This window comes from Streptomyces sp. SCSIO 75703, from assembly GCF_036607905.1.
In the GTDB taxonomy this organism is placed as follows: Bacteria; Actinomycetota; Actinomycetes; order Streptomycetales; family Streptomycetaceae; genus Streptomyces.
Window position 1 is genome coordinate 1,295,267 of sequence record NZ_CP144555.1, and the last position, 13,399, is coordinate 1,308,665.

Annotated in this window: 9 protein-coding genes; all 9 read right to left on the reverse strand. The window is 75.2% G+C overall.

What is annotated here, in order from left to right; genetic code table 11:
- Positions 1–97: 97 nt before the first annotated feature.
- Positions 98–1,363: an MFS transporter gene (locus tag VM636_RS05530; RefSeq protein WP_037858361.1), complete on the reverse strand. Its 1,266-nt coding sequence runs from the start codon at positions 1,361–1,363 to the stop codon at positions 98–100.
- Entirely contained in the window at positions 1,360–3,927 is a 2,568-nt protein-coding gene (locus VM636_RS05535) for an ATP-grasp domain-containing protein (RefSeq protein ID WP_338483649.1), read from the reverse strand. The genes VM636_RS05530 and VM636_RS05535 overlap by 4 nt, the downstream gene beginning before the upstream one ends.
- Before the next feature lie 158 nt (positions 3,928–4,085).
- A complete protein-coding gene (epsC, locus tag VM636_RS05540) occupies positions 4,086–4,649 on the reverse strand; it encodes a serine O-acetyltransferase EpsC (protein WP_051821376.1) in 564 nt (187 codons plus the stop codon).
- Positions 4,639–5,598: a cysteine synthase family protein gene (locus VM636_RS05545; RefSeq protein ID WP_030420704.1), complete on the reverse strand. Its 960-nt coding sequence runs from the start codon at positions 5,596–5,598 to the stop codon at positions 4,639–4,641. The genes epsC and VM636_RS05545 overlap by 11 nt, the downstream gene beginning before the upstream one ends.
- 18 nt (positions 5,599–5,616) lie before the next feature.
- Positions 5,617–6,864: an ATP-grasp domain-containing protein gene (locus VM636_RS05550; RefSeq protein ID WP_051821375.1), complete on the reverse strand. Its 1,248-nt coding sequence runs from the start codon at positions 6,862–6,864 to the stop codon at positions 5,617–5,619.
- Positions 6,861–8,270 (reverse strand): MFS transporter, encoded by a 1,410-nt coding sequence (locus VM636_RS05555; protein WP_338483654.1) that lies wholly within the window; start codon positions 8,268–8,270, stop codon positions 6,861–6,863. The genes VM636_RS05550 and VM636_RS05555 overlap by 4 nt, the downstream gene beginning before the upstream one ends.
- Positions 8,270–10,870: an ATP-grasp domain-containing protein gene (locus VM636_RS05560; RefSeq protein ID WP_338483656.1), complete on the reverse strand. Its 2,601-nt coding sequence runs from the start codon at positions 10,868–10,870 to the stop codon at positions 8,270–8,272. Before VM636_RS05560 ends, VM636_RS05555 begins: the two co-directional genes overlap by 1 nt.
- Positions 10,871–10,976: 106 nt before the next feature.
- Positions 10,977–11,591 (reverse strand): DsbA family protein, encoded by a 615-nt coding sequence (locus tag VM636_RS05565; protein ID WP_338483658.1) that lies wholly within the window; start codon positions 11,589–11,591, stop codon positions 10,977–10,979.
- On the reverse strand, positions 11,588–13,264 hold the full coding sequence (locus VM636_RS05570; protein WP_037858359.1) for a class I adenylate-forming enzyme family protein: 1,677 nt from the start codon (positions 13,262–13,264) through the stop codon (positions 11,588–11,590). Before VM636_RS05570 ends, VM636_RS05565 begins: the two co-directional genes overlap by 4 nt.
- Between the last annotated feature and the right edge of the window lie 135 nt (positions 13,265–13,399).

The window sequence follows — 13,399 nt, forward strand, 5'->3', positions numbered from 1 at the left end:
CACGTGGAGAAGGAAAGCGGGGCGTGCGCCACAGCGAGCGGCGCGCGCCGGGAAGGACGGAGCGGGGTACGGCGGTGCGCGGCGGGCCGGGCCCGGGTCAGGCCGGGGCCCGCTCCGCCGGCCCGCCACCGGGCTCGGCCTCGGCCACGCCCGGACAGGGATGCACCGCCTCCCTGGGCAGCCGCCGCTCCAGGCGCAGGACGCCCAGGCAGGAGACCGTCGCGCCCACCGCGAGGACCAGCCACATCGCCGTCGGCGACAGGGTGAGCAGGGCCGTCAGCGCGGCGGGCGCCAGGGCGATGGGCACCGCCCAGGAGAGCTGGTAGACCGCGAGGTGCCGGCCCCGCGTCTCCTCCGGCGCGGCCTGGGCGCACAGCGCGGACGCCGTGGCGCCGTGCATCAGCTCGCCGCCGGTGAACAGCAGCGTCGCCACGAAGACACCGGCCAGCACGACCGTCCTGTCCCCCACCGAGGCGAGGAGCGCGAACACCACGAAGGACACCGCGAACACGGCCGCGCCGAACGCCACCGTGCGGGTGCGCCGGAAGGCGACGAGGCCCCGGGTCACCGGGATCTGCAGGAGCGCGATGCCCACCGTGTTGACGGCGTACAGGACGCCCACCAGCGAGTGGGACGCGCCCAGGTCCCGGGTGACGTAGACCGGGATGCCGACCGAGAGCACCGTGTAGCCGAAGGCCGTCGGCACGTTGAGCAGGGTCAGGGCGAGGAACGGGCGGTTGCGCGCCACGAGCCGGTAGCCGCCCTTGCGGGAGACCCGCGGGCCCGCCGGGGCCGCCCTGTGTACGGGGAGGGAACCGATGCAGAGGGCCGCGGCCACGTAACCGGCGGCGGCCCCGAACACGATCACGTGGTACAGCGCCGTGCTGCCCAGGGCGAGCACGGCGCCCGCGAGCAGACCGCCCACGCCAAGACCGGCGTTGCGCAGGCTGCGCTGGACGGCGAGCAGCTTGTCACGGTCGGCGCCCCGGACGAACTCGGCGATGAAGGACTGGATCGCCGGCGGGTACGACATGTCGCCGAGCGCCACCACCAGCAGCACGGCGAACATGCTCGCGCCGTTGTCCACCAGCGGGTACGTGCAGAACCCGGCGGCCCGCAGCAGATAGCCGCCGGTGACGACGGCACGGGCGCCGAACCGGTCGATGAGGACCCCCGCCGCCGGATTGCTGATCAGGCCGATCACCGCCGCCGCGGTCATCAGGGTGCCGACCCGGGTGAGCGGGAGCCCGGTGACGTGGTGGAAGTACAGCAGGGACAGGGGCAGGTACATGCCGCTGCCGGTGGCGTCGACCACCATGCCCAGCATGTAACGCGCTCGCGCCGACGGGCCGTTCGTCGTCACGGTGCCTCCGCGCTCTCGGCGATGTCGGTGTGCTCCCGCACCCGCTCCCCGAGCGCGCGCAGCCGGTCCTCGCACTCCGCGCGGGTCGGCGCGGAGCCCACCGCGGCGGTGAGGAAGTCGGCGGAGCCCGCGGCGGGCGCGATGACCTGGCCCTCCTCGGCGAACAGCCAGAAGCCCGCGAGCCAGGGTTCGTCGGGCCGCGCCGGCAGCGCGCGGACCCGCCCCGGCCGTTTCATGGTGAGCATCTGCCCGGACATGCACCGGGGCGCGGGCGGTCCGGCGCTCTCCGTCAGCGCCCTCGTGGCCGGCGAGCGGACGTGCCCGGCCTCGGCGCGCGCCGCGTACTCGCCGAGGTGCACGCCGAACAGGGTGTGGAAGACCTCCCGGATCTTCGCGCCGCCCGAGCGGCAGGCGCTCTCGCACAGCACGAGCCGGTCGTCGGGGGTGTGGAAGACCTCCATGTGGAAGGCGTAGTCGCGCAGCCGCGAGCCCTCGGGGGCCAGCGCGGAGAGGACCTTCTCGGCGAAGTGCAGCAGCCGCGGGGTGAGCGGGTCGTCCCGGTCGAGGGTCACGTCGATGCGGGGGCCCGGGTCCGAGGCGAAGGAGGCGAGGTCGTACTGGTACTGCGAGGGCCAGGCCGCGACCGTCCGCCCGTCGGCGACGAAACCGTCGACATGGCACATGCGGCCCGGGACGAACTCCTCCAGCAGCAGGTCCTCGCGCTCGCCCGCCCCGTAGGCGTCCGCCAGGCACTTTTCGAAGGCCGCCGCGTCCCGCAGGACGCGCAGTCCGACCGAGTTGAAGCCGAGGCGGTCCTTGAGGACGAGCGGGAAGCCGCGCTCCGCGGCGAACCGCCGGGCCTGCCCGGCCGACCGGGGGCGGGCGTACGGAGCGACCGCGATGCCGGCCCGCCGCGCCCGCTCCTTCATCAGCGCCTTGTCGCGGAACGGCAGCACGTCGGCGTGCCACGCGCCCGGCAGGCCGAGCCGCTCGCGCAGCCGGGCGGCCCGCAGCAGGTCCGCCTCGTGCAGCGCGATCACGTGGGTGACGCCGTGCGCGGCGGCGAGTTCCAGGGCGCGGGCGTCGACGTCCTCGGAGTCGAAGTCGTCGAAGATCTCCAGCCGGGTGTAGCCGAGGGTGCCGTCGGGCGTCTTCTCGCCGGCCAGTTCGATCCGGTCGCGGGCGGCGAGCACCACGAGGTCGCCGGTGTGGTCCGGCAGCCAGGCGCGGTAGGGGAACGGGCCCAGCGGATTGCGGTGCAGGACCAGCAGGTGGGCCTGGTCCCCGGTCCCCGCCGGCCGCGCCAGGCTCCGGTGGCCGTCGGGGTGCGCGAGGACGATCCTGAGGTGCTCCTCGACGACCTCGGCGCCGCGCCGTACGGCGGTGTCCGTGTCGGCGGCGGCGACGGCGACCAGGCCGAGCCGGTCCCAGTTGTCCCGCAGCGGCCGGACGGTGTCGCCGGGCCGGGCACCGACGCGCACGTCGATGACGCCGTCCGCGGCGCGCGCCTCCTCGACGCCGGTGACCGACTCCACCCGGGCGCCGGGCGGGCCGACCAGGGCGCGGACGCAGGCGCCGCCGTGCGGCCGGGGCCGGTCCGGCAGTTCCTCGGCCAGGCCGAAGGGGTGGGCGAGGGCGAGGGAGATCAGGTCGACGCCGTACGCGCCGCGCACCAGTGCGTCGATGGCGTCGCCGGCGATCCGGTTGTGGCTCTCGACGACGCGCGGGCCCCGGCGGGTCAGGCGCACCTCGGTGTGGCACACGCCGTCGCGCATCCCCATCACGTCGAGGAAGCCGCGCACCGCCTCCCGCAGCGCCTCCTCGTCCGGGGCGGACAGCCGGGCCGGCACGGCGTGGCCCAGTTCGGCGAAGTGGTCCTCCGCGGTGAACTTCTCGGTGACCGCGACGACGACGTGGCGGCCCGCGAAGCTGAACGACTCGACGCTGAACTCGGGCCCGTCCAGGTACTCCTCCATCAGGAAGTCCCGCAGCACGAAGAGCGAGGAGACCCGGTCGGTCCGGGTGCCGGCGAGCGCGTCCACCTCGTCCCAGACCCGGCCGACGGCATCCGGTCCCCCGACGCGCCGGACGCCGATGCTCGCGGTGGCGTCGGCGGGCTTGACGACGAAGGGGAAGCCGTACGCCGCCCCGAAGGCGTCCAGGTCCTCGCGGCGGCGCAGGGGCCGGGCCCGTACGGCCCGCGCCGGATCGTGCGCGGCCAGGTGGCGCCGCATCACGGCCTTGTCCCGGAACCGGCGCGTGACCTCGTGTCCGGTGCCGCCCAGTCCCAGCGCGTCGTTGATCCGCCCGGCGTTCTCCAGTCCCGGTTCGGTCAGCGACGTGGCCGCGGTGAACCCGGGGCTGTCGTGCCAGGCCCGCACGATTGGCTCGACCAGCGTCCAGTCCGTGTAGTCGAGGACCTCGACGGCACTCGCGCAGCGGCGTTGCTCCTCGCTCACCTTGGTGGGGTGCTGGAGCAGCAGCACGCTCAGCCCGAGGTCGCGTGCCTTTCGCACGGTGTCGTCGGTACCGCCGACGAGCACCAGGGTGCGCTCGGGGTTCATCTCGGTCCCTCTCTGCCGCCTGCGTCCGCGGAAACTGTGTCCCGCGCGAGGGCGGCGGGGCCATGGGCGCGAGGGTTCGGGTCGTGGCAGTGCGGGGACCGGGGGTATCCGTTAGCGGCACAAAAGGCGCGGGCCGCCGTCCCCGGCGCCCGCCGCGGTCAGGGCGCGGCCCCGGGGACGGCGGCCCGGACCTTGCCGCCCTTCGGCACGTCGGCCGTGACGAGCGCCATCGCCCCGATCAGCGCGTCGTCCCCCACGGTGATCGGTCCGAGCAGCGTCGCCCCGGCCCCGACCGTCACCCCGTTGCCGAGGCGTGGATGCCGGCGCCGGCCGTCCGCGAGCCCCTGCTCCCTGTCGTGCCACCATCCGCGCGACCCCAGTGTCACCTGGTGGAAGAGCGACACGTCGTCACCGATGACCGCCGTCTCGCCGATCACGACGCCGGCGCCGTGGTCGACGAAGAAGCGCCGCCCGATCCGGGCCCCGGGGTGGATCTCGATGCCGCCCGTGAGGCCCTTCGCCAGTACGGAGACCAGGCGGGCGGTGGCGAAGTGGCCGCGCCCGTACAGCCGGCGGGCCACCCGGTGGCCGAGCAGGGCGGTCACGGTCGGGTGCAGCAGGGCCTCGCGCCGGGAACGGGTGGAGGGGTCGCGGGCCACGACCACGTCGAGGACCTGGCGGGCGCGTCGCAGCAGTCCCTCGCGGGAGGCGTCAGCGCTCACCGGAGGGCTCCGTCCCCGGCCACCAGCTCAGGTAGCGCTCGCCGCTGTCGGGGAACACGGTCGCCACGACCGCGTCCGTCAGGTCGTGCCGGCGGGCGAGTTCGAGGCAGCCGTACGCCGCCGCGCCCGAGGAGATCCCGACGAGGAGCCCGGTGCGGGCGGCGAGGGCGCGGGTGGTGGCGGCGGCGTCCTCGTCGCCGACGACGATCACCTCGTCGACGAGGTCCACGTCGGTGACGGGGCTGATGAAGCCGCCGTTGAGGCCGGGGATGCGGTGCGGACCCGGCTCGCCGCCGGACAGGAGCGGGGAGCCCGCGGGTTCCACGGCGACGACGGTCAGGTCCGGGTTCCGCTCGCGCAGGTAGCGGGCGCAGCCGGTCAGGGTGCCGCCGGTGCCGACCCCGCACACCAGGTGGTCCACCCGGCCGCCGGCACCGTGCCAGATCTCGGGGCCGGTCGTCTCGTAGTGGGCGCGGACGTTGTCGGGGTTCTCGTGCTGGCGCGCGTACCAGGACCCCGGCGTCCCGGCGTGCAGTTGCCCGGCGCGCTCGACGCAGCCCGCGAAGCCCAGCGCGTGGTCGGTGAACTCCACCTCGGCGCCGAGCATCCGCAGGGTGAGGACGCGCTCGCGCGAGGCGTTGTCGGGCAGCACGATCCGGCACGGGTGGCCGTCGGCGGCGGCGAGCGCGGCGAGGGCGATCCCGGTGTTGCCCGAGGTCGACTCGATGACCGTGGCGCCGGGCGCGAGCGCGCCGGACTCCTGCGCGGCACGCAGCATGAACAGGGCGACCCGGTCCTTGATGCTGGACAGCGGGTTGGCGGACTCCAGCTTGGCGAGGACCCGGGCCGTCGCGGGCAGCCCGTCGAGGGTGAGCCGGAGCAGGGGGGTGTCGCCGACGAGGTCCTCCACGGACGTGGCGAAGGGGCGGGTGCGTACCTGGTTCACCATGGCTGCGTCCTCCCCGTCTCAGTTCGCCGCGCCGCGGCCGGCGGGGTCGACGTGGACGCGCAGGGTCTCCCGCACGAACTTCAGGGCGTCCTCGCGCTCGCCCGGCGTGGCCGCGTCGACCAGGACGTGGCCCAGCCGCCGGCCGGACGAGGTGAGCGGCAGCACCGTGTCCCCGGGACCCTTGCGGAGCCTGACCCGCACCACGGCGGGGTGCGCGAGGACCTCCTCGGTGCCGGTGATCTCCCGGATCGTGCCGGGCTCCGCGGTCGGGAACACCGTGGCCGCGTACGACACCGGCCGCCGCGGCAGGGGGGCGAGGGGCAGGCCGGTGGCGAGGCGCACCATGGCCTCGTACAGGTCGAAGCCGTACGTGCGGCCGATCGCGTCCGGCAGGTAGTCGCCGGGCGTGCGGACGGCGATCTCGATGAGGACGGGGCCGCTCGCGCCCACCTTGAACTCCAGGTGCACGAGTCCGGTGCGCATCCCGGCGGCCGCGCACACACGGGTGGTCAAGTCCTCGACCTGTGCGGCGAGTTCGCCCTCGAAGCGGTGTCCGCAGCGGTGGGCCAGTTCGACGAAGCGCGGCGGCGGCGTGGTCTCCTTCGCGGTGACGTTCGAGAACAGCACCTCGCCGTCCCGCAGCAGCGCGTCCCAGCTGTACTCGGGGCCCTCGACGGCCTCCTCGACCAGGACCCCGCCCTCGGCGGCGCGCCGGGCGATCACCTCGTCGACGGCCGCCGCGTCACTCACCAGCTCGACGCCCCGGCTGCCGGCGAGGGTGAGCGGTTTGACGACGACCGGCAGCCGGCCGAGCATCCACTGACGGGCGTCCGCGACCGAGCCGACGTGCACGTGGCCGGGTTGGGGGACGCCGTGGGCGGCGAACGTGGCCCGTTGCAGCGCCTTGTTGCGGGAGACGACGGCCGCGTGCAGCGAGGGGCCGCGCAGTCCGTGCCGCTCCTGCGCGAGCGCGCCGGCGAGGACGTGCGGCTCGGCGAAGGCGATCAGGCCGTCGGGCGGGCCCTCGGCGGCGGCCTCGGTGACGGCGCGCACCCAGGACTCGTCGTGGGCGCCGTCCACCCGGTGGAAGCGTTCGGCCAGGTGGAGCGGGCGGCCGTCCCAGGCGGCGGCCGACTCGACGGCCCGCACGCGCAGGCCGAGCCGGGCGGCGGCCTCCAGGTAGGGGCGGCCCATCACGCCGACGCCGACGAGCAGCAGTTCCCTGGTGTCGTACGGGCCTTCGGGGCCCGGCGTCGCGGTCGTCATCGGGTGCCTCCTTCGGTGGATTCGACGGGTACGGTGCCGGCGTCGGGCACCGGGGCGGGGCCGGCGTCCTGCGCCGGCGCGGCGGGCGCGGCGGCCTCCACGGGAGGCGCGGCGGGCTCGGTGGCGTCGGCGGCGCCCGTGGCCTCGGCGGGGTCGGTCGCGCCCGTGGCCTCGGCAGGCGTGACGGGGCCGACGGGGCCGAGCAGCCGCGTCACGGGACCGACGAGGAGGGCCGCCACGGCGAACACCGCCGCGAGCCCGAACCATCCGGCGGGCCCCGCCGCGGTCACCACGGCCGTGACGAGGACCGGCCCGACGATGCGCTGCCCGGTTCCGCCGAGGCTGAACACGGCGAGGTAGATGCCCTTGCGGTCCTCGGGCGCGTAGTTGTAGCTCAGGTCCCAGCCGCCGGTCGCCTGCCACATCTCGCCGAACGTGAGCAGCACGCAGCCGAGGACGAGCAGCGCGCCCGCGGCCCAGGCGGCCGAGGGTCCGCTCGCGGCGGCGAGCGCGAGGCAGCACAGGACCATCGCGATCCCGGCCAGCCGCAGCGCGCGGACCGCGCCGCCCTCGCGTTCGGCGGCCTTGGCGACCGGGACCTGCAGCACGATCGACAGCACGGTGTTGATCAGGACGAGGCCCGGCAGCAGCCCGGCCGGCATCTCGGTGGCCGCGAGCGCCCACAGCGGCAGGCCCACGGAGAGGATCGTCACGTGCAGGTTGAGCGCGCCGTTGAGGACGGTCAGCAGCCCGTAGCGCCAGTCGCGGAAGCGGCGTACGGCGGTCAGCGGGGCCACCTTGGCCTGCGGTCGGTCGGCGCCGGGGATGCGCAGCCGCGCCAGCATCAGGGCCGAGGCGAGGAACGCGGTCGCGGTGCCGAGGACGATCGCCCGGTACGTCCACACGCCGTCGGCGGCGAGCAGCGGTGCCGCGAGCAGGGCGCCGAGCGAGAAGCCCGCGTTGCGGACCGTGCGGATGATGGCCATGGTCCGCGTGCGGTCGCTGCCCGCGACGGTGGCCGACGCCACCGCCTGCGTCATCGGCTGGGTCGCCGCCTCGGCCGTGGCGAGCGCGCACGAGACGAGGGTGAAGCCGACGACGTCGTGCACGAAGCAGAGCGCCACGAACCCGCCCGCCCGCCACAGTTGCAGCGCGACGAGCGTGCGCCGGGCGCCGAAGTGGTCGCCGGCCGCGCCGATCGGCACCGTGGCCAGGAAACCGACCGCGCCGGAGATCGCGAGGCCGGTGCCGACCTCCGCCGCCGTGAGGCCGACCGCGCGCACGAAGAACACCGCGGACGCGGCCAGGTACAGGCCCGTGCCGATGGCGTTGACGAGCGAGATCACCGTGAAGGTGCGGCCGCCGGAGGTGGCCGGGACGTAGTCGCGCCAGGTCGGCAGCCGCATCAGCGCTCCCCCTCCGCGCCCGTCGTGCGCACCGTGATCAGATCCCGCGCCCGCTCGGCGCGGCGGGCGGCCTCGGCTCCGTCCCGTCCGGTGGCGACGACGAACCCGGCCCGCTCCCAGGAACTGGTGACCGGGCCGAGGGTGGCGCCCGCTTCCACGGCCAGGTGCAGCTCCCGCACGCCCTCGGCGGCCCGTGCCTCCTCGGCGCCGTCGATCCCGTCGACGCGGCCGGCCGGCGCGGTCAGGAAGCGCACGGCGGCGCCGCGCCGCACGGGCAGCGGGTCGGCGGGGCCGCGGCCCTCCAGGACCTTCAGCAGACCGGCCAGGATGTCGGTGTCGTGGGCGAGGTCGATCAGCACGGTGATGGCGCCGCCGGGCAGCCGGCCCGCGCACTCGATCAGGTACGGCCGTCCGTCGCCGGCGAGCATCCACTCGGAGTGCAGGACGCCGGTGCGGAAACCCACGGTCTTCACGATGCGGGCCAGGCCGTCGCGCAGCGCGTCGGCCGTGCTCGCGGGCAGGTCGGCGGGCACCGTGTGGCCCGTCTCGACCGGGTACCGCGAGTCCTGGACCCGCTTGGCGGTGATGTTGACGAAGCCGATCCCGCCCTCGTGGACGAGGGCTTCGACGCTGAACTCGGCTCCCCGCAGCCGCTGTTCGGCCAGGAAGCGGGCGGCGTCCGGGTAGGCGGCGCGCAGTGTGGGTTCGTCGGCGGCGGTGGTGTGGCGCCAGGCCGCGGCCACGTCGTCGGCCGGGCCGAGCAGTTGGACGCCCAGGCTGGCCTGGCGGTTGGCGGGCTTGAGCACGGCCTCGCCGCCCCGCGCGTCCCGGAACGCGGCCACGTCGGCGGCGGTGTCGACCACCGCCCACGCGGGCTGCGCGACCCCGGACCCGTCGAGCGCGGCGCGCAGCCGGCCCTTGTCGCGCAGGATCCGGGCGGCGTCGGGGCCCGCGCCGGGCAGGCCCCACGCCTCGGCGAGCGCCGCCGCCGTGACGACCGCGTACTCGACGACCGGGACGACCGCGCGCACCCGCTCGGGGCGCGGCACGGTGTCCGCGATCCGCTCGGGGTGCGCCTCGTCCTGGGTCGGCGCGGGGACGAGCGCGGCCACGGACGGGTGCCGCTCGGGCAGGCCCGCGAGGCCGCGTGCCGCGATGACGGCGGGCTCCTCCAGGACGAGGACCGACCCGGCGGGCAGGCGGGTGTCCAGCTTCGCGAGCATGACCGGGCTGTAGCCGACGAGGACGTGCGTGACGCCGGGCGGCGCCGCGGGTTCGACGTCGAGGGTGATCGCGGCGCGCACCCGCTCCTCCAGGGCGTCGAGTTCGGCGACGGTCGGCGCGTCGATGAAGAAGGACACGGCGCGGTCCTCGGAGTCGCTCAGTTCGGTCAGGCGGGCGCCCCGGTCCTTGTGCACGAGGACGGCGCGCAGGGCGGGCGCCTCGCCGGCGGCCCCGGGCGCGATCCGGGGCCACAGGCCGCCGTCGCCGACCCAGACGGGCTCGGTGCCGAAGCCGTCCACGGTGACGTCGCGCAGCACGCCGGGCGGGTGTTCCAGGTAGACCTGCCGGGCGACCCGGGCCGGTGCCGGGTAGGAGGCGGGCTCGCCGAGGGCGATGCGGACGATCTCGGGCTCCAGCGGGGCCCCGGTGGCCAGTTCGTACAGCACGCACAGCCCGTCGCCCGGCGTGCGGGCCGCGGCCTCCATGAGGTACGGCCGTCCCCCCGCGTCGATGCGCCACTCCGCGTGGGCCACGCCGTCCCGGAAGCCGAGCGCGGCGAGTGTGCGCGCGTTGGCGTCGAGCAGCACCGCGTCGTGGGCGGGCCGGTCGTTGGGCACGGTGTGGGACAGCTCGACGAAGGTGCGGGCGTGGGAGTCGGTGGTGTCCTTGCGGGTCGCGGAGGCGAACAGGACGCGCCCGTCCTGCACCAGGGACTCCACCGAGTACTCCTGCCCGGCGACCTTCTCCTCGACGAGGACGGTCTCGTGGTCCGGGTAGGTGTCGAGCAGCGACCGCAGCGCGTCGGCGTCCGCCACGGTCCGCACACCCGAACTGGAGTGCCGGGCGGCGGGCTTGACGACGGCCGGGTACGGCACCGCCTCCGTGTCGAGCAGGGCCCGCTCCTGCGGCGGCACGGTCAGGGACACGGGGGCGAACTCGGGCAGGTACCAGCGCTGCAGGTACTTGTTGCGGCAGGCCCGGGTGGCGCGCAGCCCCGGCGTGGGGACGCCGAGGGCGTCGGCGAGCAGCCCGGTCGGCTCCACCTGGGTCTCGCCGACGGCGTAGGCGCCCACGATCCGGTACGTCTCCCGCCAGCGCCGCGCCGCGGTGAGTACGCCGGGCAGGTAGGAGTTGTCGCGGGCGACGTCGCCGTCGACGAAGGCGAACTCGTCGACGAGGGCGGCCGGGTGGGCCGGGTCCCGGGACGCGGCGAGGGCCTCGGTCCGCCACGCGGACGGCGTGACGAGCAGGATCCTCAGCCCGCGCCGGGCCAGTTCCTCCAGGTACAGGGGCGCGCGGCACACGACCAGGAAGGATCCGGTGAGGACGAAGGCGTCCGGTTGCACGGTCTGGGGATTCGGCTCGTTGGTGGTCACGTCTTCCTCTGTCGGTACGGGTGCCGGTGGGGTCGTGAGCGGCGGGTGCCGGGGGCGGCGCGGCGCCGCGCCGCCCCCGGCGCCCCGGCCCGGACTCGGCCGGGCCTCAGTCGAAGCGGAGCGACCCCGTACGCGTCCTCTTCAGCTCGAAGAAGTCGGGGTGGCCCGCCAGCGTGCGCGCCGCGTCGAAGAGTCTCGCCGCCTCCTCGCCGCGGGGGATCGAGTTCAGGACGGGGCCGAAGAAGGCCACGCCGTCGATGTGGATCGTGGGGGTGCCCACGTCCTCGCCGACCGGGTCCATGCCCTCGTGGTGGCTCTTGCGCAGGGACTCGTCGTACGCGTCGTCGTCCGCGGCGTCGAGCAGCGACGCCGGCAGCCCGAGGGCGGCGACGGCCCGGGCGGCGACGGCCCGGTAGTCCTTGTCGCCGCCGTTGTGGATGCGGGTGCCGAGTTCGGTGTAGAGGCCGGCCAGGACCTCCTCGCCGAGTTCCTGGGCGGCGGCCGTGCAGATCCGGTTCAGCGCGAGGGAGTTGTCGACGAGGGTGCGGTACCAGTCCGGCAGCTCGCGGCCCTCGTTGAGCACGTACAGGCTCATCAGCCGGAAGCGCAGGTCGAGTTCGCGCAGCCGGGCGACCTCCGTGATCCAGCGGGAGGTGATCCAGGCGAAGGGGCAGGCCGGGTCGAAGTAGAAGTCGACCTTCGGGACGCGGGTCTCGGTCACGCGGTCACCTCGGCGGTGGCGGCGAGGACCTTGCCGTCGGCGGCGGCGAGGTAGGCGGTCAGGTCCGCGTACTTGTCCCGAAGCTGCCGCTTGAGGACCTTGCCGGTGACGCCGACCGGGAAGTCGGCCTCGCTCCGCGCGATCTCCAGCAGGCCGAGCGGCGGGTGGCCGGCGGCCCGCAGCGCCTCGTTGGCCTGGAGGAGCAGCTTGTCCGGGTCGGCGCCGGCGGCGGTGACCACGGCGACCGGGACGACCCGCCCGGCCTTGCGGCCCGCGATCACCGCGACGTCGCCGGTGTCGGGCACGTCGTTGAGGACGACCTCCTCCATGAACACCGAATAGCCGGTGCCGTGTTCGGTCTCGATGGCGTCGGCGGCGCGGTCGACGAGGAAGAAGTCGCCATGCTCGTCACGGTATGCCATATCGCCTGGCAGCCAGTAACCGCCCAGCTTGAAGCGGTAGGTGGTGTCGGAGTCGGCCCAGTAGCCGGGGGTGATGGCGGGCCCCTTGGCGGCGAGGTGGCCGACCTCGTTGTCGTCGGCCTCGCTGCCGTCCGTGCGCAGGATGGTGACCTCGGCGACGCCGACCGGCTTGCCGGCGCAGCGGTCGTTGCGCTCGGTGTCCAGGGTGCGGACCTTCAGCAGGACGCCCCAGCCGAGTTCGGTGGTGCCGAGCCGGTCGAAGAAGAGGGCGGGCGCCAGGCCCTCGCCGCGCATCGACAGGACCTTGGTGATGTGCGCCTGGTGCACGGCGTCGCCGATGGACACCCACGCGTCGACGGAGTCGAGCGAGCCCGGCTCCGGGTCGATGGCGGCCAGCTCGGCGTAGCCGTGCGCGAACGACATCACGGAGGTGGGCCGGTACCGCCCGACGGCCGCGGCGAGTTCGCCGCCGCTGCGGTCGCTGAGCGCGACGATCGGGGTGCCGCCGAGGACCGCGTACACGGTGTACGCGACGCAGCCCAGGTGCGACTGGGGCAGCGCGGTCATCATGAGGGCGCCCGGCTGCTCCTCGTGGTCGACCAGGCGGAACTTCGGTCCCGAGACGATCGACTTGTGGGTGTGGATGGTGGGCTTGGGCCGGCCGGTGGTCCCGGAGGAGTGCAGGAGGGCGACCGGGTCGTCGTCGTGGTGGTTCCAGTACGCGTCCTCGGGCAGGGTCGCCGCGGGCGGCGCCGGCAGCTCGGCGGCGGACCGGATCCACTGCAGGCTCGGCAGTTCCCGGGCGGCGGGGCCGAGCAGGTCGACGCGGTCCTGGTCGGCGTAGAGGCCGACCGGTGTCGTCTGCTCGATCAGGGAGACCGCGATGGCCCGCGAGGCGTTGGAGTTGACGAGCAGGGCGACCGCGCCGATCTGGGCGAGGGCGTAGAAGTGCAGGGAGTAGGCGATGGAGTCCTCGAACCAGACGGCGACGCGGTCCCGGGGCCGCACGCCCTGCTCCCGGTACCAGGCCGACCAGCTCTGGGCGAGCGCGTCGAACTCGGCGAGGCTGAAGTCCTGCGCGGACCCGCCGTCCGGGGTGGCGATGGGGCGCGTGGCGTGGATGAACGGCACGTCCGGGCGCGGGTTCACGGCGAGGGCCTTGCGCAGCAGGTTGCCGCCGCCGATCGAGCTGTCGGCGGCCACGGCCGCGCGCTGCTCCGGCGTGAGGACGGTCGGGGCGAATGTGGTCATGAGGCACCTTTTCGGTGTTCCGGTTCGGACGTCGATGCGAAGGGGTGCGGGGCCCGGCCGGGCGGGCCCGGGTCGTGTGCCGGGCGGGCCGAAGTGCCGTGCGGGCTCCGGGGTGTGCGGGAGGCGCGGGCGCGC

Bases quoted from the DNA above. Each gene is read 5' to 3' on its own strand.
- VM636_RS05535 (WP_338483649.1), bottom strand. From the start codon at position 3,927: ATGAACCCCGAGCGCACCCTGGTGCTCGTCGGCGGTACCGACGACACC.
- VM636_RS05545 (WP_030420704.1), bottom strand. From the start codon at position 5,598: ATGGTGAACCAGGTACGCACCCGCCCCTTCGCCACGTCCGTGGAGGAC.
- VM636_RS05550 (WP_051821375.1), bottom strand. From the start codon at position 6,864: ATGACGACCGCGACGCCGGGCCCCGAAGGCCCGTACGACACCAGGGAA.
- VM636_RS05555 (WP_338483654.1), bottom strand. From the start codon at position 8,270: ATGCGGCTGCCGACCTGGCGCGACTACGTCCCGGCCACCTCCGGCGGC.
- VM636_RS05570 (WP_037858359.1), bottom strand. From the start codon at position 13,264: ATGACCACATTCGCCCCGACCGTCCTCACGCCGGAGCAGCGCGCGGCC.